This is a genomic window from Pseudoalteromonas sp. APM04 (assembly GCF_022809815.1).
GTDB classification, from domain to species: Bacteria; Pseudomonadota; Gammaproteobacteria; order Enterobacterales; family Alteromonadaceae; genus Pseudoalteromonas; species Pseudoalteromonas marina.
In genome coordinates, this window is sequence record NZ_CP094441.1 from 2,053,561 (window position 1) to 2,077,153 (window position 23,593).

Sequence of the window (23,593 nt, forward strand, 5' to 3'; positions counted from 1 at the left end):
CATCACACTGTATTGCTCACCCACTTAATGAGCCCTACGCGCCTAATATGAATGACATTTAATAAGATTGATATGACAGGCCGACTTCTGGGTAAAACTTGTAGACGTAGCTGAAAAGCCGACAGTTTTACACCATTAAGAATTTAATAGCGTTTAGTACGCTATTGTTTGCCAGCATTTAAAAAATACTGCTTACGAAAATACAGAGCCGTTCCGTTAAAGACCCAGTCGTGAGGCTGCACATTCTAAAAATAGGAACAACTGAACAGGCGAGAAAACATCGTCATGTCAGCGACATAATTTAATAGAGTAACAATATGAAACGTATGCTAATCAATGCAACGCAGCAAGAAGAAATGCGCGTAGCACTGGTTGATGGCCAGCGCCTATATGATTTAGATATAGAAAGCCCAGGTCACGAACAGAAAAAAGCCAATATTTATAAAGGCAAAATCACACGCATTGAACCATCTTTAGAAGCAGCATTTGTTGATTACGGTGCTGATCGTCATGGTTTCCTTCCTTTAAAAGAAATTGCCCGCACTTACTTCCCTGCTGGTTACACCTTTAATGGTCGTCCGAATATTCGTAACGTGATCAAAGAAGGCCAAGAAGTAATAATTCAGGTTGATAAAGAAGAACGTGGCCAAAAAGGCGCAGCGTTAACAACTTTTATTAGTGTTGCTGGTAGTTACTTGGTACTTATGCCTAACAACCCTCGTGCTGGAGGTATTTCTCGCCGTATTGAAGGTGATGAGCGTACCGAACTTAAAGAAGCACTCAGCCGTTTAGAATTACCTAAAGGTATGGGTTTAATTGTGCGTACTGCGGGTGTTGGTAAATCGTTTGAAGAATTAAATTACGATTTAAAAGCGTTATTAGTTCACTGGGAAGCTATTAGACAAGCTGCCGACAGTGCTAAAGCGCCGTTTTTAATCCACCAAGAAAGCAACGTAATTTTCCGTGCGATTCGTGATTATTTACGTCGTGATATTGGCGAAATTTTAATTGATAAGCCACGTGTTTTTGAAGAAGCTAAAGCGCACATTGAGCGTTTTCGTCCTGACTTTATGAGCCGCGTTAAGCTTTACCAAGGCGACACACCGTTATTTACGCATTACCAAATTGAAAGCCAAATTGAGTCTGCGTTCCAACGTGAAGTGCGTTTACCATCAGGCGGTTCAATTGTTATTGACCCTACTGAGGCACTTACGTCTATCGATATCAACTCGTCTAAAGCTACAAAAGGCGGCGATATTGAAGAAACAGCACTTAATACTAACCTTGAAGCAGCTGACGAAATTGCACGCCAATTACGTTTACGCGACTTAGGTGGTTTGATTGTTATAGATTTCATCGATATGACACCGCCACGTCACCAGCGTGAAGTAGAAAACCGCTTAAAAGACGCTGCGCGCCCAGATCGTGCTCGTGTACAAATTGGTAAAATTTCTCGCTTTGGTTTACTTGAAATGTCGCGTCAGCGCCTACGCCCTTCATTAGGTGAAGCAAGCCAAGGTGTGTGTCCTCGTTGTAGTGGCCAAGGTACGGTTCGTTCTAACGAGTCTATTGCCCTGTCTATCCTTCGCTTAATTGAAGAAGAAGCGATTAAAGACAACACTTCTCAAGTAAATGCACAAGTACCTGTTGCTGTTGCCGCCTACTTGTTAAACGAACAACGTCGTAGTGTTCACCGTATTGAAAAGCATCACAAGTGTGACGTAGTGATTATTCCTAATCAACACATGGAAACACCACACTACGAAGTAATGCGCTTACGTAAAGACGAAACACTTGAAACGGTAAGTTACGAGCAAGTTGTTGCGCCTGAACCAGAAGCGTTTGAAATGTCAAAATCGCCTGCAGCACCTGTTCGTGAAGAGCCTATGCTAAAAGGTGTTGTTATGCCTTCAAGCCCTGCTCCACAAGCAGCGCCGGCTCCAGCAGCTAAACCTGCAGCGGTAGCCGCTAAAGAAGAAGCGGGATTATTTACTGCACTTGCTAACTGGTTTAAATCTATTTTTGCTAGCGAAACACCTGAGCAGAAAAAAGAAGCCGTTGAAAAACAGCAAGAAGAAGCACGTAATAATAAACGTCGTGGAAACGATAACCGCCGTCGTAATAACAATCAACGTCGTCGTAATAACCCACGCTCTAAACAACGCACAGAACGCAATACTGATGAAGTAGAAACAAAAACTAATTCACCGGTAGCAAACGAGAACCAAGAGAAGAACGAAAACCGCAACAAGCGTCGTCGTAATTCTAACTCTCGTAAGCGCCCTGAGCACAAAGCAGATAAAGATCAAACTAAAGCAGCAGATGCGCCTGCAAAAGCAAATGCTGATACGAATGCTGAAGAAGCACCTAAAGAGCATAAGCCTAAGGTTCGTCGTCAACGTCGTAACGTTCGTAAGAAAGTACGTATTCAAGACGAAAATGCTGAGCAACTACAAGCAACTGAACAAACTTCTGTTGAAACAGCTGCAGTAGAAGACAAGCCGCAAGTTCAAGCAAAGCCTGAAGCTCAAGAAAAGCCAGTAGCCGCTGAAAAGCCTGCACCTGTAAAAGAAGAAAAAGTAGAGACTGTTGAGTCGAAAGATGAAACTGTAGCAACTGAAGAAGAGCAAACACGTACACGTTCGCGTCGTTCTCCTCGCCATCTTCGTGCATCAGGTCAGCGTCGTCGCCGCCCTGAAGGTGAAAGTGCTGAAGCTAAATCTGATGAAGCCCCTGCTTTTGTACCGGTTGCTGACCAAGCTGCTGCAGAGTACGAAGCAGAACTTAAGGCTAAATCGGAAGAAACGGCTGTTGACGCTTCTGAACAGGTTGAACAAGCAGTTGCTGTTGAAGATTTAGCTAAAGTTGAAGTTGCTCAAGAGCAAGTAAAAGCTGAAGAACCAGTGAAAGCTGAAGAGCCAGTAAAAGCTGAAGAACCAGTGCAAACTGAAGAACCAGTGCAATCTGAAGAACCAGTAAAAGCTGAAGAACCAGTTAAAGCTGAAGAACCAGTTAAAGCTGAAGAGCCAGTGCAAACTGAAGAACCAGTGCAAGCTGAAGAGCCAGTGCAAGCTGAAGAACCAGTGAAAGCTGAAGAACCAGTGCAAGCTGAAGAACCAGTTAAAGCTGACGAACCAGCTTTAGAAGCTGAAGTGGTACCGGTTGAAACTACAGAGACGCCTGTAGAAGCTAAAGAAGCACCAGTAGTTGAAAAAGCGGCTGAGGCAACTTTAAATTCTAAAACAGTGATCACTACAGGACACGCAAGTGCGCCAATGGCACAACCTGCTCCAGCAGCAGATAGTGAAGTAAAACATGTACCAGTTGCTATGGCTCACGATAAACGTGAACTTATCCCTGATAGTGGTTTACGCCCGGGTTCAATTAAACCTGCTGGTCGTGCAAGTTCTGCAATGACAAAAACATTAAGCGCTGATTAGTAAATAACGCTTAATTTAAAAGCCCCGCTATTTTAAATAGCGGGGCTTTTTTGTTTTAAATGGGTAATACTTTTACTAAGCACAAAATACAGTAACAAGAAGCTGCGCTTCTAACGTGAGCAAGCTCTACGTCTACAAGTAAATATTAAACAGTTACATAGCACGTTTAAACGGAGTACTCGCTGGCTTTTGAACACCAGATTATTATTCTGAAAAACACATATTCACAAAGAGATTAAGAGACGCTGCGCTTTTAGAAAAGTGAAAATACGGCTTAAATTTGTTTGTCTACTCATTTGCTCCTCATTCTCTTCTCTTTGTGCAATTAAGATCTTTAAGGTTTAGCAAATTACCTCGGCGGTAATTTTTAAATTATAAGTAATAAGAAGCTACGCTTCTAACGTGAGCAAGCTCAACGTCTACAAGTAACGACTATGCAAAGGCATAGCTCGTTAAAACGGACTGCTTACTGGTTTTAAGCAACGGGTTTTTATCCTGAAAACAAATATTCACAAAGAGGTTAAGAGACGATTCGCTTTTAGAGAAGTGAAAATATGGCTTACATTTGTTTGTCTGCTTGAATCGCCCCGTGTTTGCCAGAGACTCAATAACTTGAGAAACTGGAACTATGAAAAAATCAAATCGCTATACATCAGAATTTCGTGAACGTGCAATTAGGCTTGTTACCACACAACAGCATGAATACCCTTCTCTTTGGGCTGCGCTAGTATCGATTTCAGATAAACTGGGATGTACCCCAGAAACACTTAGAGCATGGGTCAAGAAATCTCAAGCTCAACCGTCTAAACCCTCTTCTAATACGCAATCAACTGAAGAACGCCTTGCCGTCTTAGAGCGCGAGAATAAAGAGCTCAAGCGAACGAATGATATCCTGAGGCAAGCTGCCGCTTTTTTCGCCCAAGCGGAGCTCGACCGCAAACAGAAGTAATAGTGGATTTTATTGATGCTTGCAGAGAGCATTACGGTGTCGAGTCAATTTGCAAGGAATTGCCGATTGCACCATCAACGTATTATTCTCATAAACAGATACAAAGAGAGCCTGAGCGACTGTCTAACCGCAAAAAGCGTGATGCTGAGCTGATAATACTCATTCGCGAAGTGTGGGAGGATAATATGTCAGTTTATGGTGCAAGAAAAATATGGAAGCAGCTACAGCTTGACGACCATCAAGTCGCCCGCTGTACAGTCGAACGATTGATGCGAGTTATGGGAATTCAAGGTGTTCGTCGGGGTAAAGCACATAAGACAACGATACCTGACGAGCAACAAGATAAGCCACTTGATTTAGTTAATCGTCAATTTACTGCTGAGCAGCCAAATCAACTTTGGGTAGCTGACATCACCTATGTTGCCACATGGAGTGGGTTTGTTTATGTCGCTTTCGTGATAGATGTTTTTTCACGATACATTGTAGGTTGGCGTGTATCAACGACAATGCACACAGAGCTTATTCTTGATGCGTTAGAGCAAGCTATTTGGCATCGTGGCAACCCCGAAGGGTTAATTCACCACAGCGACAGAGGCAGCCAATATTTGTCTATACGATACACTGAGCGACTTGCTGAAGCTGGAATTCAAGCGTCTGTAGGCAGTGTGGGTGACTCTTATGACAATGCATTGGCTGAAACAATAAATGGATTATTTAAAACAGAGATTATTCGCAGAAATGGCCCGTGGAAGAATGTTGATGCTGTTGAATACGCAACGTTAGAGTGGGTCAATTGGTTTAATAATCAACGCTTATTATCTTCAATTGGGTATATTTCACCAGCTCAATATGAAACAGACTACTATGATAATTTAAACGAGTCAGGTAAAGTGGCCTGACTTAAACAAACTGGTCTCCGATGAACTCGGGGCGATTCAGCTCATTTGTTCCTCATTCTCTTCTCTTTGTGCAATTTGAATCTTTAATTTAATAAAAGGTGCGAAAAATTAGCAGCTAGCTTTAAATTAACTATTGGCGTAACAGGCAATAAAAAAGCGCGATATAAATATCACGCTTTAAATCTCTTTATTGTGGGAATGCTTGGCTTATTCGCCTTCACTTTCCATAAAGCGTTGCAGTTGATCTTTAAGGTTTGGCGGAATACCTTTAATCACTAACGTATCTGTTGCTTCGTTGTAGGTTACACGCTCACCTAAATGCTTGCGCTCAAAGCTTACACTCACACCGCCCCCTAAGCCTGAAAATTTAACCATACTGGTCACGGTTTTTTTATCGACTGGGAACGTTTCTTCTAAATCGTAACTTTGGTCCTTGCAAAAGCTGTCAAACGGACTGTCATCGCCTTTTGAAATAGCCGCTGAAAGTTCGGTTACGCTTGCTTCTTCACCGGTCGTTACACAATCGTTACAGTAATCAAAAACCTGCTTACGTAAATCGTCTTTTTCTGATTTATCAAACTGCTGCTCAGATAGGTAATCTTCTACTGCATTTAGCATAACTTGGCTTTGTTGTTTAGGATCAACACCTTCTTCACAGCCTAAAAAGTCTAAGAAAAAATCAGCAACTTTTCGCCCTGCTCTGCCTTTAATAAACGAAATATAACGATTATCCTCAGGTTGTGTATCCCAAGCCGTTAAATCTATACGTGCTGCTAATTGCATACGAGAAATATCAAGATGACGCGATGCTGCTAAATCAAGCTCAGAGGTCATTGAGTAATGCTCTTTGATATTAATCATAGCAATTAACATGTAGTCCGTAGCCACGTACTGATAATGACAAAATACCAAGTAGCCTGTTTCGTTAAATGCGTATTTATCTAGCTCTTCTTTTAATACGGTAGATGCTTGCTCAGTTAAATGCCAAAAGCCCAGCTCGTTATTGCGGTAACTTTGCATTGATGACGCAACAATACTGTTTTTCTCGCCACTAAAGGCACAGTAACCTTTACCTGGCTTGCCCGTGAATGCATGGTGTAATTGTTCGATAAAAACAGCGACTTTATCATTAATGATCATTTCGTCGTTGCGAAGGTGAATTTGCGTATCGTCATCTTTTTTGTCTACATAATGAACGACTAATTTTTTAACGTCTGTTGTCATCTTTGTTTTTCACGCCTCAAGTGTTAAAATACGAGAATATAACTATTTTATTGAACCAACTGATGCCAATCTTATCAAAATACTCTAATGAAGAAGTAGAACAAATCGTCGACCAGCTTATTGATGTGTTAACTCAACACAAAGCACCGGTTGATTTAAGTCTTATGTGTTTAGGAAATTCTATCACGCATATCCTAAAAGAGCATGTACCAACAGGGAAAAGACAAGCTGTAACTGAGAACTTTGCAAAAGCACTTTCACAGTCGGTTAAATAAACGCATGAATTTATCGCAGCACAATCAGTTTTCATCAAAAGCAAGTCAGTTGCTAAGTTGGGGGCATTGGTTTACCTTCGCCAACATAGGTTTAGCGCTACTAATTAGCTTAAGCTATTTATTTGCTGACTCGCCACCAACAAGCTTCATGGGCATTACATACATGCTAGTAACATGGCTTAGCCATACTAGCTTTATTGCCTTTTTGGCGTTTGTGCTGACGGTATTTCCTTTAAGTTTAGTGTTTCCTTACCCACGTCATATTCGTGGCATGGCCGCTGTTATTGCAACCTGTGGCGCGTCTTTATTAACGTTAGACGCCTATGTATATGTTAACTTGGGTTATCATTTAAACCCTTCAGCCCTGCCTGAAATTATTTCCTTACTTTGGAACCGCTTAACCACTTCTCCAGCGCTTACTACGTTTCTTGCGGGCGGTATTGTACTATTGATTTTAGGTTTTCAATTAGTGGTAAGCAATTATACTTGGCACCATTTGGCACGCTTAAAACAGTTTAAATTTGCACGCTATGCAATTTCGTTTTTAGTGGTCTGTTTTGCTTTTAGCCACAGCATTCATATTTGGGCAGACGCTAACTTAAAATTTGATATTACCAAGCAAGACAATGTGTTGCCGCTTTCATACCCAACAACTGCTAAAAGCTTATTGGCTAAAAACGATTTACTAGATATAGAAACTTATAACCAAGCTCATAGCGTAAAAATTAATAACCAAAATATTAATTATCAGCCACCGGCTCCACTGGTAAAGTGTGATGACTTTACTCAGGCTAATGTAGACATATTTGTATTTGATACTGATGCACAACTAGTTGAGTTTGCAAATAACTACAAAGAGCTTCATAAAACAGAACTGTTTTTACAGCCTACTAACCATGACGATACGCTGTTTGGTTTAGTGTATGGTTTACCTTCATTTTACAAATCCGCTATTTTACAAGAACAAATACTGCCTGCATGGCAAAGCCAGCGCCGTAGTATTGAAGTTATGGGTATTGATAGCCTTAGCTTTATTAATGATCAAGCTCATACCAATAATGCCATTAGAGTTATTAATGGTGCTGCCGAGCAAGCGCCACGTAACAATTCGCATATTTTTGCCTTTAGTTTAGCAAGCGATAACGCTGAAGTAGTCACTACATCAACCTTATATACTTCTGATAAAAACATTGCTGAAGTAAATGGGCTTATCCAACCTAGCGATTTAATTACAACAAGCGTTGGCAAATACTTAAATTGTAGCGCCATTGCTAAGCAAACAATGCTCGGTGTAAATTTATACAAGAAGAAAGACGACATGGGTGTTAACTACAGCCAAGGTGTTGTAATTGCATATAAAAAAGATCGAATCACTTTAATAGACTCAGATGGTAACTTTAAAAATATTTCTGCCGCTGAGGGGTTTTCTATTGAACAACGCTTAGATATCCCATTTTTAGTACAAAGTATTAAAAAGCTAAAAACCTTCTCTGAATAGTCATGATGTTAACCTAGCTTGCGATAATGCCAAGCTAGGTTATAGTTTTATAACACGTTAATTGCTTAGCAAAAAAATACGTTCATGGATGGCTATTATGACTAAACCTACTTACCTTTTTATTGTGCTTGGTACTCTTTTATTGAGTACACACAGCAACGCAACTACCTACTACAAATGCGTGACCGAAAAAGGCACAACCTTTTCTCAGTTCCCTTGCGATAACCAAGCGACAGCTTATAAAGTGACTACCGCTAATGTCACAGAGTCAGGGCCTGATGTTGATTATTCAAAACAATTAAATGCACTTGAACGAGAACAGCTTTTAAAAGGCTTAGAGGCAGAGCTACGCAGTAACAACCATAAGCTTGCTATTCTCGACAGAAACAAACAACGTAATGAATACAAGCAAAAGGAACGCCTAAATCATATTCTGGCTGACGAGGATAAAAAGCGAATTGCAAAAGACATTACCAAAAAACTGAAGCTAATAAATAAAGAATATAAAAAAGAAGTATCTACAGTCACCAAACGCATTAAAAAGCTTGAGAAAAAAATCGAACGTTACAAAAAAAGTAATTAGAAACATATTACTTAACTTACAATTTGCACTTTTAGTTTATCGATTAATTTAGCCCTAATTAATTTAGCTTGGTTTTAAACTTAAAATAACATACCCTTAACAAAATAGAGTATAAACTCTAGTGTCAATTAAGGAGTGCTAATGCAGCCACGTAGTATTGCTGAATTAATTTTAACTGGCTTTAAAAAGCACTATCAGCTTTTTCAAAAAATAACCGCTCAAGCGCCCCTTGCATTTGCCAAACAAGACTGGCAAGCAATTAATGATATTAGCCGTTTACGTATTAGTTATTACGATGAGCGTGTTAACGAAACAATACATACCTTAAAACAAGACCATCCTTCGCACGAACTTGACGAAACCCTTTGGCTTGAAGTTAAAAAGCTATACCAAGAATTCTTGTGCTTTCACCCTCAGGCTGAACTTGCTGAAACATTTTATAATTCGGTGTTTTGCAGGCTTTACCATAGACGCTATTTTCATAACGATTTTATATTTGTACAAGCCACCCTAAAAGATGCGCCATCGGTTCCTGTTGAATCAGAATACCGAAGTTACTTTCCGGTTGTTGATGGCCTTAAACCCACAATTAAACGCATTATTAACCACTTTGACTTTAAAGCACCTTTTGTTGATTTAGAACGCGATATTCGTCTGCTAGTAAAAGCATTTTATAAGCAAGCCCCCGACACTCATCATCAACCCTGGAAAATGCGCTTTGATATTTTACATACCGCGTTTTATCGCAATAAAGCAGCTTACATAGTGGGACGAGTTGTATCTGAAAGTGGTGTTCAGCCGTTTATAATTGCTGTTCTTCATCACGAAGATAAAGGCTTATATTTAGATGCCCTACTCACTAAGTCATCACAGATGCGTGTTATTTTTGGTTTTGCCCGCGCTTACTTTATGGTTGAAACCCATGCACCTTCTGCGCTGGCACGCTTTTTAAATGAACTTATGCCCAATAAAACTATGGCAGAACTCTATAACGCCATAGGCTTTCATAAGCAGGGAAAAACCGAGTTTTATCGTGAATTTTTAAATCATTTAACGCATTCGAATGACGAATTTACCATTGCACCAGGTACTCCAGGTATGGTGATGATGGTGTTTACCCTGCCTTCTTTTGGTTATGTATTTAAAGTCATTAAAGACAAATTTGGTGAGAGTAAACCATTTGGCCGCGATACAGTTTTGAAAAGGTATCAACTCGTAAAAAGCCATGACCGAGTTGGCAGAATGGCCGATACAATAGAATATTCAAACGTCGTATTTCCTTTGGCGCGCTTTGATAGTAATTTACTTGAGCAGCTGCACAAAACAATTGGCTCGTCGATGGTCATTGAAGGTGATTGGCTGATCATAAAACATTTGTATATTGAGCGCCGTATGACGCCACTGAACTTATTTTTAGAAAATGCTGACGACGAAAGCGCTGCAGATGCAATAGAGGAATACGGCCAAGCCTTAAAAGAAATGATAGCGGTTAATATTTTTCCTGGTGATATGCTATTGAAAAACTTTGGCGTAAGTAAACATAAACGCATTATTTTTTATGATTACGACGAAGTACAATATTTAACAGACATGAACTTTAGAGCTTTACCTAAAGCGAAAAGTTACGATGATTACTTAATGGATGAGCAAACTTACTCTGTTGCCCCGCAAGACGTTTTTCCGGAGCAACTTTGCACATTTGTAACACCCAATCCAACATACAAACAGTTTTTAATAAGCACACACCCTGAACTGATTGATGTTAACTTTTGGAAGCAGGCCCAACAAAATATAAAAAATGGCCTAATAAATCATATTTACCCGTACCCGACAGCACAGCGTTTTATCCATCACTGGTAAACGCAAGGACACACACATGAATATAAGCAAAATAGATTTAAATTTACTTGTATACCTCGATACACTACTTCGAGAGTGCAACGTTACACGCGCAGCAAATCAACTTAGCATTACTCAACCGGCCATGAGTAACGGCCTAAAGCGCCTTCGAAACCTTTTTAATGATCCTATTTTAGTTCGTACCAGCGATGGTATGGTACCAACAGAGCGTGCCATAGAGTTACAGCCAGTCATTCGTGGCATACTTATGACACTTGAAGAAACACTCGCACCAAATAGAGAGTTTGAAGCCAGCCAAAGTAAACGTGTATTTAGGATAATGGCCAGTGACTATGCAGCAAGCACACTTGCACCAAAACTACTGAGCAAACTGCACGAAGAAGCCCCAGATACAACTTTAGATATACTTACGCCAAGTGACGTGACCTTTCATGATGTTGAAAATGGTAAAGTAGATATGGCAATCAACCGCTTTGAAAATCTTCCACAATCGTTTCACCACAAACGCATATGGAAAGACAGCTTTTGCTGCCTTGTAAAAGCAGACAACCCAATTATTGAAAACTTCAGCCTTGATAGCTATCTTAAAGCGCGCCATATATGGGTGAGTAAAACGGGGTTTGGTGTGGGCGTTGGTATGGACCCTAAAGATGTGCAAAAGCTAGGTTGGGTTGATGAAGCTCTTGCCCACTTTGGGAAACACCGAAATATTGCCACATTTACACGTAATTACCATGTAGCCATTCACTTGGCAAAAGAGCAAAATTTAGTGGCCACTTTGCCATCAAAAGCCGCTAATATTTATTTAGACGATGCCGGCCTTAAAATTTTAGAGCCACCATTTCCTATTCCTCCTTTTGAGTTAGATATGATCTGGAGCCCACTGCTACACAGGGATGCAAGCCATATTTGGCTTCGCCAAAAAGTAGCTGAAGTGGCTGATGAGCTAAAATAAACTTATTACACGGTTATTTGTAAGATTTGCTAGGCGTAATATTGTATTTTCGCCTAGCCATTTTTAATAAGCAAAATATACATATAAATATCAGCAACTTAAATTACCTTTTTAAAATGGAATGGCCCTTGCTTTAGTTATGATAAGTTTCATTCATAACATTAAAGAGGTCATTATGAACACCCTTCAAGGAACAGACGCTAATCATATTTCAGACATCATTCAAGTAATGAACAGCGGTATCGATTTTTACCAAAAAGCACAAGAAAATATAAAAGACCCTGCCATTGGAGCATTATTCCAGCGCATGATTGACGCACGCAGAGTCAGCGTTGAACGCCTGCAACCCTATGCTATTAACGAGCAAGGTGAGCGAGAGGAAGGCTCTTCATTTGCTGTAGAAGCGCGCAGAGCATACACCGCACTTCTTACTACATTTGGCTCAAACAACGACAGCACCTATGTAAGCGAGCTTGAAGAAGTTGAAGACAAAACACTTGCAGAAATTAAAGAAGCGATGGATAAGCCACAACCTGCAGATTGTGAAGCCGCGCTTGCTGCAACACTTCTTACAATGCAAAGCTGTCATGCTGAAATGAGCCGTATGCAAAAAAGCTAAATAACCTGAATTGTATTTTAGCTATTCAGTAAATTATTACCCATACAAACCCAGCGATAGGCTGGGTTTTTTATTGCTTTAAAATCATTTAACCTGTTTGAGTAACATGTAAGAACATAATTTATACAAATATTTAATGTTATTAGAATATTTATTTAACTGTATTATTTTTCAGCTGTGCTAGTTTTGTTAATAGGATCCTAAAAACCTCGCTGTGGCGCCGCAGCTTTAATTAAAATAGTAAGGTCCAATATGAAAAATAAAACAGCTAAACTGCAAAATAACGCCGACGTAGACATGACCCCAATGCTTGATATTGTGTTCATACTGCTCATATTTTTTATCGTTACTACTTCATTTGTTAAACCCGTCGCCATTGAATTAAATCGACCATTAGACAAACCAAGTATTGAAAAACAAAGTAAAAATGCAGTTTTCAGTATTGATGCAAATAACGGCGTTTACTTTTCAGGGAGGTTAATTAACTTGGAGCACGTGTCGAACAACTTAGCCATGTTTGCAGCTAAATATAAAATAAGCTCTGTGCTTATAAAAGCAGATGAAAACAGCGAGCACAACACACTGATGACTGTGATGAACAGCATTAAAGAGTACGACAACTACGCTATTAGCTTGGTTTCGGATTAAAGCCTGTTAGCTAATCGGTGTTAAATATAAAACCAAAAAAAGGGCCTTGCGGCCCTTTGAGTTAAATAACGAAAGGGAGAGTTATTTATTAAAAGCGGTACTCTGCACCTACATAGTAGTATGCACCGTTAAAGCCAAAAGGTGCTGAACGACGAGAGTATTCAAACACACCATTACTACTTACAACAGTATTACCGTTAGCATCTACAATTGTGCCTGTTCGGGAGTTGCCAATTTCATTTTTGTCTGGGTATACATCAAACAAGTTATTAGCGCCCACATTCACAGATAGGTTTTCGTTAATGAAGTAATTAACTTTTACGTCTGTTAGTATTTCGGCACCGTATGTTTGACGGCCACCGTCTTCAACTGTGTATTCACCAAAGCGATTAAGCGACAGATTAACGGTCCAATCTTCGTTTTGGTAAAGCGCACTTAGGTTAATACGATCTTCTGGTTGCCACTCTTCAATAATCGAAATTTCTTGATCTGAAAACACACTTTCTACCGGCACAGTTTCAAGACCTGAGCCAGAAGGTGTGAATAACGAAACAACTTCAGTTTCTGTAAAGTTTGCAGCAAGGGTAAAATCAAGTGTGCCGCCAAATCCTTCAGTGTTATATGTTGCAACAAAATCTATACCGCTGGTTTCAGTGTCTGCGCCGTTTAAGAAAAACTGACCGGCACCTGCACCAGAGCTAACAAGCGCTGCGTCTAAACTAGTAGATAGCCCTTTACCTAAACGGTTACTAATAACAATTCGGTCATCAATATCGATTGAGTAGTAATCTACTGTTACGTTAATGCTGTCTGTTACGTTATAAACAATACCTAAACTACGGTTTTGAGACTTTTCTTCTTTAAGTTTTGGAATACCTAAACTTTGCGCCAGTGTTGAATCGTTTCTAAACGTGCCCACTTCTTCGGCTACCAATGTACCATTTGGCCCTACAACAAACTGTGTACTAATGTTGTTAAAGTAAAGCTGTTGCATGGATGGTGCTCTAAAGCCTGAGCTTAATGCGCCACGTAATGAAATATCGTCTGTAATTGACCAATTACCTGCTAACTTAAAGTTAACCGTATCACCAAAGCCTTTGTAGTTATCGTAACGAAGTGCGCCAGATAAAATAACGTCTTCAATAACATATGCTTCAGCGTCTAAGTAAAACGAAATTACATCGCGTGACTCATCTACTGAAGATGCAGGTGACGAACCACCAAAGCCTTGCGTGCCACCAGAAGCATTTTCGCTGCCAACACCGCCGCTTAAACCGCTGTAAATACTTACGCCATTATTTGTATCGTAGTCACGATATGCATACTCATTACCGGCTAAAATACGATACTCATCAGTACGCATCTCTGCACCCATCGCAAGTGAGTAGTCATCAAAGTTTTTAGTGAAATCTAAATTAATTGTTTGTAGCGATAGTTCCATACCGTATGCGTATGCTTCGCGCGGGATAGTAGTACGAATATCAGCAGCGCTTAAACCTTGTTCGTAACGCAAAAAGTTAGCGTATGACGCATTAATTGTATCGCTTGTTGTGTAGTCGATGCTGTTTTCACCGTAGGTGTACGATAAATCAAGGCTTGAATCGTTATCAAACTCTGTTTTGTAACCAAAGTTGTAAGAAATATCATCAATGGTGGTGTTTATTTTCGGTAAAAAACCAAGTGGGATTGTTGCGTCACCATCTTGCAATACTGGGTTACCACCCGCATTAGCATTATGACGGAAAAATGCGGCTGATTCGTTATCACGTGTTGAATACGTAATAAAACCATATAATTCGCCATCGCCTAACTCGTAGCCAGTATTTACCGTTAAGCCAAACTGTTGTGAATCAGCGTCACCGATTCTAAATGTGTTACGATCAGCTGTTAATTCACGCGGATCGCCGGCTAACAAAGTACCATCGCTAAGTTCTTCACAGCCGTAAAACTGACATGAACCATGCAAACCTGCACGATTAGTTGGCGCACGGTCACGGTAGTTAATCGTTGTGTTTAAATAACCATTGTCACCCAGTGCAAACCCTTTGTTGAAGTCAACGTTAACTGTTTCGCCGTCACCTTCAGAGTATTCACCATAGTTAATGGCTGCTTTGCCACCTTCACTACCATCTTTTAATACAATGTTGATAACACCAGCAATTGCATCAGACCCATATTGAGCAGCCGCACCGTCGCGAAGTACTTCAATACGCTTAATAGCAGATGCCGGTATAGCATTCATATCGGTACCGGCAGTACCACGACCAACCGATGTATTAATATGGATAATACTAGCTTGATGACGACGTTTACCGTTGATCAACACCAATGTTTGATCGGGACCTAAACCACGTAATGTTGCAGGTCTTAATGCATCGGTACCGTCGCTAATAGATGAACTTGAAAAGTTAAATGAAGGCGCAATAGCTTGTAGCATACGACCCACTTCAGTTTGTCCTGTATTTTCAAGTGCTTCAGCACTTAAAATATCGACCGGAACGGGTAAATCTTCAACCGAACGCCCTGCTACACGGCTACCGACAATTGCAATTTTTTCGATTTTGTCTTGAGCAACGTCTTCTGCTGCATTTACACCTTGAGAATTTACCGCCAGTAATGCCGGTAATACTGCTGCACTGACTGCTGAAAGCTTCATCATGTTGTTATCATTCCTGTTGATTTGTTTGAGTTTTATACTCAGTAATCCATTTTGATCAACAACCGCATCGAGCTCAGTCCCCACCAATAATGCCTCCAGCGCATCTAGTTGGGTATAGAATCCATAGACAGAATTTGCTTCATACTCTTTAGCTAACTCGTATGAAAACACCACGGTTTGCTTGGTTTGTTTAGCAAATTCAATTAAGGCTTTGTCTGCTCGCTGCGCTTTTATATCAAATTGCACCATTTGCCCGGTAGTTTGACTTGCGGCTTGCACGCTTAGGCTAAACATAGCTGGTGCAAACACACATAAACCACTCAATAAATGCAATTGGTTACTGCGCACTGTATATAAACAGCTGGCAAACAAAAATCCTCTATGGTTTTGTTTCTTTTTTTTAATCTTTTTTTTACGTGCAGGATTTAAAGATGCAACTTTATCTAACATATGTCTGATTTGCATAGCTGCTTCTTATGATTTTGTATTTTGCGAAAGCGTAACTGTGTGTTTACCTTGGCGTTCATGATTAATAGCAAAGTTAGTGTGTAAACTTTCTAGCAAGCCAGCCACATCACCTGCTTTGAAAACACCCGCAACTTTAATAGACGCAAGCTCTTCAGACGATAATTTAAAACGTGTAGAAGTATACCGGCTCACTTCGTTTAAGGCATCGCTAAGCGGCTCACCATTAAAAACAAGCATGCCGTTTTGCCATGCTAAGTCACGTTCAACATCATCAATAGAGAGCTGGGTAATTGGTTTGGTGATGCTTTTTTCTATAACGGCTTTTTCGCCAGATGTAACTATATTGGCATTAATTTGGCGAATTTTATCTGCGTTTTTGTCAGCTGACTGGTAAGCTTTAAAGTCACTGGCATCAACCGCCACACTCGGATCGGTGATCATTACTTTGCCTTCGGTTACCACCAGTTCTAAATCTGAAGATGTATTACGCTGAACATTAAACACTGTACCCAATGCTGTAAAACTCTTATTGCCAGCCATTACACTAAATGGACGAGATGCATCTTTAGCAACGTTAAAACGCCCTTCTCCTCTGTTGAGCAATAGCTGTCTGCGGCCTTTGCTGTAGGCAACTTCTAATAAACTATTTGTATTTAACTGCACAATAGTGCCGTCGGGTAATGCGTAAGTTGCTTGCTCGCCAACTTTAGTTTTATAAATTTTAGTGTAATTAACTTTTGCTAATTGTTGGCTGTAACCATTTTCTAAGTTGATTAATAGATAACTACACACCATAAGTGCTGCAAATAAACTGGCTGCAATAGACGTTGAAACCAGCCACCTTTTTTTGGGTTGCTTACTATTACGATGAGGGAATAAATTACTGAGCTCGTTTAAAACAGATATTTCATCCCATAAGTGGGCTAGCTCGTAAAGCGCATCTTGGTGAGCGTTGCTCTGCATCATCCACAATGTAAACTGCTCTTTTTCATCTTTTGATAAGCCACGGTCAATGGCGCTGATCCAATTACAAGCTGTTTCTAATATTAAATCTTTTGAAGTAAATTGATGAACATTGCTCATTTTGCAACCCTCTTTACTGTTAACGGATGAAGAGAGTTGTCGTGCTTAGTTTTTGCCACTTGGCTTTGATCGTGTTCGCGCATGTAAAGCATGGTTTTTAATAACCCTTTAGCAATGTGTTTTTCAACAGTACTCTGACTAAGCTGCATCTCGCTTGCGATCTCTTTTTGGCTCATGCCATATACTTTTTTAAGTATAAAACATTTACGGGTTGATGGGCTTAACTGCTCTGTTGCTTTACAAAACAGTAAAAAACGTTCTTTTGACGTGTATTCATCTTCGAGCTGCATTGACTTTAGCAACACAGGTAATTCACTGTCGTCGTCTAGCGAATCATTAAATTTGTTGTCCCACTTAGCAACATGGTTTAATGCTAAATGTTTAGCGGTTTTTAACATGTAACTACGGGTATATTGAATATCTTGTTTTAAATCAGCCTCGTAGCTTTTTATAAATGTTTCTTGCACAATGTCGTCTACATCATCGGGCTGTACTATTCGTGAAACAAAGCGTTTAAGTTGGCTTGAAATATCAACAAATGTTGACGCAAATTTATTCTTTTTGGTCATCTTTAGTAAACACCTGTTGTTATTATTGTTAGCGTAAGATTACGAGTTTTGAATATAAAAAACTAGTTAAATGTAAATTTTTAGTTGTATAAATGTCATATTTTTTTATTAGGAGAATTAATGGGTAAAATTTTAGACTATATCCGACTGAGTTTTTTTGCTTGCGGGCTACTTTTAGGCGTACAAATACCCGCGTTTGTGAGTGATTTTGGCCAAGCATTGAACGCACAATTAGTGGAGGCAAATAATGCAATAGCGCCTTTTCAAAAAGACGCTAAAAAATACTTTAATAACGACCTTGCTAAGTTAATAAAGCACTATGAAAATTTAGGCGATGAAATTGTGGGAGAAGGTGCCAATCATATTCAAACTCTCAGCCAGCGTCAGCAAACTTTGGCGAGGGCTGTTGATGAGTTTTCAAACTCGCCTTATCTGTTTACACTACGTAGCGAGCTTCACACTATAAAACAGCAAGTATGGCAACGTTTTGAATGGCAAATAATTTTAAAAACAGACTCAATTACCGCAGCAATTATCACCGCAATAATCATTGCGTTTATTGCAGAGCTTACAGGCTTTTTGTTTATGGTTTTAATTAAACGCGTTTATCTGCGATTAATCAGTGCGTGCAAATAACGATTTCATAAAGTCAAAAAACACATCTGTTTTTCGGGTTGTTAAGCTATTTTGTGGCCGTAAAAACCATACAGGGGCATCGCTTTGTGCAAGTACGTTAGGCATCACCTCTACTAATGTGCCATTTTTTAGCTCATCGTTTATTGCAAGCCTAGACTTTATAGCAATGCCGTGGCCCGCAATGGCAGCTTGCGTCATGTTGTCTGAATTTGAAATGGTAAAGCGCGTTTGTGCATTAAACGTGTGAATTTTTTGTTGGGCATCATAAAGCTTTAATTGGCGTTGCCATGGCAGGCAGACCCAAAAATGTTTTTCTAACTCAGAGATGGTTGTTGGCATTGAATGCTTTTTTATATAACTAGGCGCAGCACATAATACACGACTGTTATTGACTATTTTACGAGAAAGCAAACCTGAATCATTTAATTGCCCTACACGAATAGCGACATCTTGCGCATCATCAACTACGTTTACAAACTGATCGGTTATTAAAAAGTCTAGTTTTAGATCTGGAAAAGCATGCTCAAATTCATTAAGCCTAGGCATTACATATTTAGAGAAAACCCAAGGTGGCATGGTTACTCTTAATAACCCACTTACCGATGAACTACGTGCGCCAATACTGTGCTCTGCATCACGTAATGCTTCAATTATGGCACCTATGCGGGTGTAAAATACTTCTCCCGCGGGTGATAAACGCACTCTTCTGCTATCTCTAAACACAAGCACAGTAGCGAGCTCTCGCTCTAATTTACTTAAGCGATGACTGACTGTTGCAGGTGATAAACGCTGTTCACGAGCGGCTGCCAGCACCCCTTTATTTTCAACCACGGCAATAAACGTTTCTAGGTCACTTAAACTGTACATAAAAACCCACAATGTCTTTTCAATGTTTAATATTTTCGAATGAAGCTTTCAGTTTTGCAATGTTTATTTAAATATTTAAAACCATATACTTTTGACCAAGTTTAATAATTGATGAGACTAAGCCATGAGTTTAAAAGCACAAATAGATGCATTTAATGTTCAAAAAGAAGCTAATTTACCCGCAGACGTTTTAGCATTAATGAATACAACAAACGAAGAATTAATTGCTCAGCACATACGAAATAATGCCTTACAGGTTGGCGATAAAATAGAAAACTTTATTTTGCCAAACCACCTAGGCAAAAATATAGAATTGGCCGATTTATTAGATAAAGGCCCTGTGGTTGTTAGTTTTTACCGTGGCGCATGGTGTCCTTATTGTAATTTAGAGTTAAAAGCACTGAACGATTTTTTACCTCAGTTTAAAACTAAGAGCGCTCAATTGGTGGCAATTTCTCCTCAACTACCAGATCAAACCTTAACAACTGCCCAAAAAAATGAGCTTGAGTTTGATGTGCTCTCAGATATTGGTAATAAGGTTGCACAGCAATTTGGCTTATTATTTACACTCGATAAACGTATTCAAGAATTATACACCGGGTTTGGTATTGATTTTGAACACACTTACGGCGATAAAACATACCAACTTCCCCTACCTGCCACTTACGTGATTAACCAAGAAGGTGTAATCACTTATGCATTTTTAAACGAAGATTACACACTTCGCGCTGAACCAAGTGATGTAATGACCGCACTTGATGGAGAAAATAAATAATGCCTTTATTAAAATCATTAAAGCTAATAAGTCTTACACTTATCCTTGGCGCAAGCTTATTGAGTAGCTCAGTGAACGCTGAAGAAAGTAAAGAAAAACCAAAAGTACTTATTTTTGATGTAAACGAGACACTGCTTGACCTAACAAGTATGCGCGCCTCGATTGGTAAAGCGCTGGGTGGCAGAGAAGATTTACTGCCTCTTTGGTTTTCAACCATGTTACATAACTCGTTAGTAGATACAGTGACCGGTGATTATCACGATTTTGGCCAAATTGGTGTGGCTTCGCTTGCTATGGTGGCAAATAATAACAATATTAAAATTACCAACGAGCAAGCTAAAACGGCCATTGTTACACCGCTTTTATCATTACCTCCACATAGCGATGTGAAAGACGGACTGGCAAAACTAAAAGCGCAGGGCTATAAGTTAGTAAGCTTAACTAATTCGTCAAATAAAGGCGTTAAAACTCAATTTGAAAACGCTGGTTTATTGTCATATTTTGACGCGCGTTACAGCATTGAAGATATAAAAATATATAAACCTGATTTACGTGCCTACGAATGGGTACTTAAAAAGTTAAACGTCGCACCGAACGAGGCTATGATGATTGCTGCACATGGTTGGGATGTAGCGGGCGCTAAACAAGCGGGCTTACAAACAACTTTTATTGCACGCCCAGGGAAAGCGTTATATCCGCTTGCGAAAAAACCTGATCACGTTGTGAAAGATTTACATGAATTAGCCGCTCTACTTAAATAACGAGCGCAAATTATAAAATCAATACCCAAGCGGCCATTCTCAGGAAGAGTTTGACCGCTTTTTTATTGCTAAAAACCGCGTGTAAACAATGTATTTAGCCCTTTTAACTGCTAGCAATTTACCCCTCACAACGCTACTATTTAAAATAACACGTCGTGGAGATAATTATGAATAGTCAAAGATTAAGCGAGTTTGAAGAGTATTTTCAAATAAACGAGAGCATTAGGGTTAATTTGTTTGCTGTATCTAATGAGCAAGTACCTAAATCTCAGCTAGCACTTGACGATGATATCCCGCCTCTTTTTAGATTAGCTAACGAAGTAAGTGAGCTTGAACAAAGCTCGTTACGTCCACTTCGAAACTTAGGCGATGTAGCCCAAGAGCTTGCTGCATTTTTGCAGGCGCAATCGCGAAAAATAGATTTAATTATGAGCCATATTTTGGCCTCAGAACAAGCGCAAGAAAATGCAATACACTGCGATAGCTATGGCGGCGGAGGTATTAAGTTTACGTCGTCTGATGTGTATTCTATTGGCCAATCCTTTAGGACAAAACTTTTTTTGCATCATGAGGCATCGGCTGTTTACTGCTACACTGAGGTGGTTGCCATAGAAAAACAAGATAACGACCACTACCAATACACAGTGCTTTTTACATCTATCAGAAACACTGATCAAGAATTAATAGTAAGAGCAAGTTTACATGCGCAAACGCGCCAACTAAAAAAACGCCAAGAACTAGAGCAACCATTAGACGATTCAAGCTCTGAATAATTGGTTTTACAATACAGTTTATATGGCAAAGCAAACCTATTTTTCAAGTGACTTGGAAGTAGCACAACTGCTAAACTAGCGATATCTCTATTTGTATAAAAATGCCATGAACTTTAGACTTTTACCTGAATGGGCTGAGCAAGACGCTGTAATGCTAACTTGGCCACATAAACATACCGATTGGGCCGATAATCTAGCCCGTGTTGAGCCTGTCTATGTTGAGCTTGCAAAGCATATAACACACTACCAATTTTTAGTTGTTGTTGCTCACGACGAAGCCTTAAAAGCACATATCACTGCACTACTTAACCAAGCCAATATTAATTTAGAGCGTGTTCATTTTGTTGTAACACCCACTAATGACACCTGGGCGCGCGATCATGGCCCACTAACATGTGCAAATATTAATGATGAGACCAAATTAAAGGTCTATGATTTTACATTTAATGGTTGGGGCAACAAATTTGAAAGCGCACTCGACAACCAAATTAATAAAGCGGTTGTTGAAAAGCTAAGCCATGCAAACAATGATTACCAAGCCCTAGATATGGTGCTTGAAGGTGGCGGTATTGAAATAAACGAGCACGGCGTATTGCTAACAACAAGCGAATGTTTGCTTAACAAAAACCGTAACCCTGACTTATCGAGCCAAGACATAGAAGCCTTATTAAAAACGCATTTAGGTGCCACCGATTTTTTATGGGTCGATCACGGTTATTTAGCTGGCGACGATACTGACAGCCACATTGATACCCTAGTGCGATTTGCACCAAACAATACGCTTGTATATGTACAATGTGATGATGAAAATGACGAGCATTTCACCGCACTAAAAGCAATGGAAAACCAACTAAAAAGCTTTAAAACGGCAGGTAACACCCCATATAATTTAATTGAACTACCGTGGCCTAAGGCAGCGTATGACGATGAAAATTCACGCTTACCTGCAACCTATGCCAATTACTTAATTATTAACAATGCAGTGCTTGTGCCTACATATAACGATGTAAACGACGACCGTGCATTAGCACAGGTTCAAATAGCGTATCCGCAGCACACTATTATTGGCGTGAATTGCCAGCCTATAATTGAGCAATTTGGTAGCCTTCACTGTATTACAATGCAATTACCGCGTGGATTTTTAGCTGGAGCAGCACAATGACAAGCCCTGCAAAATTAACCGTTGCTTTAGTGCAACAAAGCAACAACCATAACGCCGATGAAAACATGGCTAAATCAATAAAAGCCATTCGTGAAGCCGCTCAAAAAGGGGCTCAGCTTGTTGTTTTACAAGAGCTTCATCGTAGCCTTTATTTTTGCCAAACCGAAGACGTTGATGTCTTTGACCTGGCAGAAACCATACCTGGGCCAAGCAGTAACACCTTAGGTGAACTCGCTAAAGAGCTCAATATTGTGATTGTGGCGTCACTGTTTGAGAAGCGTGCAACAGGCTTGTACCATAATACTGCAGTGGTGCTTGAAAAAGACGGTAGTATTGCAGGTAAATATCGCAAAATGCACATACCTGATGACCCTGGTTTTTACGAAAAGTTTTACTTTACCCCAGGCGACTTGGGCTTTGAGCCTATTCAAACATCGGTCGGTAAATTAGGTGTGTTGGTATGCTGGGATCAGTGGTTTCCAGAAGCCGCGCGTTTAATGGCTATGGCTGGTGCTGAGCTATTAATTTACCCAACCGCTATTGGCTGGGATCCCAATGACGACCAAAATGAGCAAGCACGTCAAAAAGATGCATGGGTTATTAGTCAACGTGCCCATGCGGTCGCAAATGGAGTACCGGTGATTAGCTGTAATCGTGTTGGCCACGAGAGTGACCCAAGCGGACATAGCAGCGGCATTCAATTTTGGGGTAACTCTTTTATTGCGGGTCCTCAGGGTGAGTTTTTAGCGCAAGCTAACAACATCGATGAACAAATATTAGTGGTAGAAGTTGATCAAAAACGCTCAGAAAACGTAAGACGTATCTGGCCGTTTTTGCGTGATCGCCGAATTGATCACTACAGCGACCTTACCAAAATATACCGCGACTAA

20 protein-coding genes and 1 other annotated feature are annotated in these 23,593 nt (G+C 39.9%); of the genes, 15 read left to right on the plus strand and 5 right to left on the minus strand.

The window, feature by feature from the left end; translation table 11 throughout:
- Positions 1 to 317 precede the first annotated feature (317 nt).
- Positions 318 to 3,440, plus strand: coding sequence for a ribonuclease E (gene rne / locus MTP24_RS09555; RefSeq protein WP_243530881.1), 3,123 nt, complete (start codon positions 318 to 320; stop codon positions 3,438 to 3,440).
- A 628-nt stretch (positions 3,441 to 4,068) separates the two neighbouring features.
- Positions 4,069 to 5,288, plus strand: a protein-coding gene (locus MTP24_RS09560; RefSeq protein ID WP_223230517.1) for an IS3 family transposase whose coding sequence is annotated in 2 segments (ribosomal slippage) — positions 4,069 to 4,357 and positions 4,357 to 5,288 — 1,221 coding nt in all. Because the reading frame shifts where the segments join, the coding sequence is not laid out codon by codon here.
- Positions 4,347 to 4,463, plus strand: a sequence feature (AL1L pseudoknot). It overlaps the preceding gene by 117 nt.
- Before the next feature lie 207 nt (positions 5,289 to 5,495).
- On the opposite strand, the gene yejK is transcribed toward MTP24_RS09560, so the two are convergent.
- Positions 5,496 to 6,512: a nucleoid-associated protein YejK gene (gene yejK / locus MTP24_RS09565; RefSeq protein WP_006794655.1), complete on the minus strand. Its 1,017-nt coding sequence runs from the start codon at positions 6,510 to 6,512 to the stop codon at positions 5,496 to 5,498.
- A gap of 62 nt (positions 6,513 to 6,574) precedes the next feature.
- Between yejK and MTP24_RS09570 the strand changes: the two genes are divergently transcribed.
- From MTP24_RS09570 to MTP24_RS09600, 7 genes are all read left to right on the plus strand, one after another.
- Positions 6,575 to 6,787, plus strand: coding sequence for a DUF1414 domain-containing protein (locus MTP24_RS09570; RefSeq protein ID WP_006794656.1), 213 nt, complete (start codon positions 6,575 to 6,577; stop codon positions 6,785 to 6,787).
- Between the two features lie 4 nt (positions 6,788 to 6,791).
- Positions 6,792 to 8,285: a DUF3413 domain-containing protein gene (locus MTP24_RS09575; RefSeq protein ID WP_243530883.1), complete on the plus strand. Its 1,494-nt coding sequence runs from the start codon at positions 6,792 to 6,794 to the stop codon at positions 8,283 to 8,285.
- 97 nt (positions 8,286 to 8,382) lie between these two features.
- Complete coding sequence (locus tag MTP24_RS09580) at positions 8,383 to 8,868, plus strand: DUF4124 domain-containing protein (protein WP_243530886.1); 486 nt, start codon at positions 8,383 to 8,385, stop codon at positions 8,866 to 8,868.
- 141 nt (positions 8,869 to 9,009) lie between these two features.
- Positions 9,010 to 10,728: a bifunctional isocitrate dehydrogenase kinase/phosphatase gene (gene aceK / locus MTP24_RS09585; RefSeq protein WP_243530889.1), complete on the plus strand. Its 1,719-nt coding sequence runs from the start codon at positions 9,010 to 9,012 to the stop codon at positions 10,726 to 10,728.
- A gap of 16 nt (positions 10,729 to 10,744) precedes the next feature.
- On the plus strand, positions 10,745 to 11,683 hold the full coding sequence (locus tag MTP24_RS09590) for a LysR family transcriptional regulator (protein ID WP_006794660.1): 939 nt from the start codon (positions 10,745 to 10,747) through the stop codon (positions 11,681 to 11,683).
- Between the two features lie 175 nt (positions 11,684 to 11,858).
- Positions 11,859 to 12,302 carry a PA2169 family four-helix-bundle protein gene (locus MTP24_RS09595; protein ID WP_008126367.1) on the plus strand — a complete coding sequence of 148 codons (444 nt, stop codon included), beginning with the start codon at positions 11,859 to 11,861 and terminating at the stop codon, positions 12,300 to 12,302.
- 252 nt (positions 12,303 to 12,554) lie between these two features.
- Entirely contained in the window at positions 12,555 to 12,950 is a 396-nt protein-coding gene (locus MTP24_RS09600) for a biopolymer transporter ExbD (protein ID WP_058549697.1), read from the plus strand.
- An 88-nt stretch (positions 12,951 to 13,038) separates the two neighbouring features.
- Here MTP24_RS09600 and MTP24_RS09605 read toward each other — a convergent pair whose 3' ends face one another.
- The 3 genes from MTP24_RS09605 to MTP24_RS09615 are packed head-to-tail and all read right to left on the minus strand — an operon-like array spanning position 13,039 to position 17,729.
- Positions 13,039 to 16,074 (minus strand): TonB-dependent receptor, encoded by a 3,036-nt coding sequence (locus MTP24_RS09605; RefSeq protein WP_243530891.1) that lies wholly within the window; start codon positions 16,072 to 16,074, stop codon positions 13,039 to 13,041.
- 9 nt (positions 16,075 to 16,083) lie between these two features.
- A complete protein-coding gene (locus MTP24_RS09610) occupies positions 16,084 to 17,160 on the minus strand; it encodes a FecR domain-containing protein (RefSeq protein WP_243530893.1) in 1,077 nt (358 codons plus the stop codon).
- The gene (locus tag MTP24_RS09615; protein ID WP_006794666.1) at positions 17,157 to 17,729 is read right to left on the minus strand and encodes an RNA polymerase sigma factor; all 573 of its coding nucleotides are present in this window, start codon (positions 17,727 to 17,729) and stop codon (positions 17,157 to 17,159) included. Before MTP24_RS09615 ends, MTP24_RS09610 begins: the two co-directional genes overlap by 4 nt.
- 120 nt (positions 17,730 to 17,849) lie before the next feature.
- On the opposite strand from MTP24_RS09615, the gene MTP24_RS09620 reads away from it, so the two are divergent.
- A complete protein-coding gene (locus MTP24_RS09620; protein ID WP_243530896.1) occupies positions 17,850 to 18,365 on the plus strand; it encodes a DUF2937 family protein in 516 nt (171 codons plus the stop codon).
- Here the strand turns inward: MTP24_RS09620 and MTP24_RS09625 are convergent.
- Positions 18,345 to 19,232, minus strand: coding sequence for a LysR family transcriptional regulator (locus MTP24_RS09625; RefSeq protein ID WP_006794668.1), 888 nt, complete (start codon positions 19,230 to 19,232; stop codon positions 18,345 to 18,347). The genes MTP24_RS09620 and MTP24_RS09625 overlap by 21 nt on opposite strands.
- Before the next feature lie 124 nt (positions 19,233 to 19,356).
- On the opposite strand from MTP24_RS09625, the gene MTP24_RS09630 reads away from it, so the two are divergent.
- From MTP24_RS09630 to MTP24_RS09650, 5 genes are all read left to right on the plus strand, one after another.
- Entirely contained in the window at positions 19,357 to 20,007 is a 651-nt protein-coding gene (locus MTP24_RS09630) for a peroxiredoxin-like family protein (protein WP_243530899.1), read from the plus strand.
- The gene (locus tag MTP24_RS09635) at positions 20,007 to 20,768 is read left to right on the plus strand and encodes a haloacid dehalogenase type II (protein WP_243530901.1); all 762 of its coding nucleotides are present in this window, start codon (positions 20,007 to 20,009) and stop codon (positions 20,766 to 20,768) included. The genes MTP24_RS09630 and MTP24_RS09635 overlap by 1 nt, the downstream gene beginning before the upstream one ends.
- 167 nt (positions 20,769 to 20,935) lie before the next feature.
- Positions 20,936 to 21,541 carry a PilZ domain-containing protein gene (locus tag MTP24_RS09640; protein WP_006794671.1) on the plus strand — a complete coding sequence of 202 codons (606 nt, stop codon included), beginning with the start codon at positions 20,936 to 20,938 and terminating at the stop codon, positions 21,539 to 21,541.
- 106 nt (positions 21,542 to 21,647) lie between these two features.
- Positions 21,648 to 22,703 carry an agmatine deiminase family protein gene (locus MTP24_RS09645; protein WP_243530904.1) on the plus strand — a complete coding sequence of 352 codons (1,056 nt, stop codon included), beginning with the start codon at positions 21,648 to 21,650 and terminating at the stop codon, positions 22,701 to 22,703.
- On the plus strand, positions 22,700 to 23,593 hold the full coding sequence (locus MTP24_RS09650) for a carbon-nitrogen hydrolase (RefSeq protein ID WP_243530907.1): 894 nt from the start codon (positions 22,700 to 22,702) through the stop codon (positions 23,591 to 23,593). Before MTP24_RS09645 ends, MTP24_RS09650 begins: the two co-directional genes overlap by 4 nt.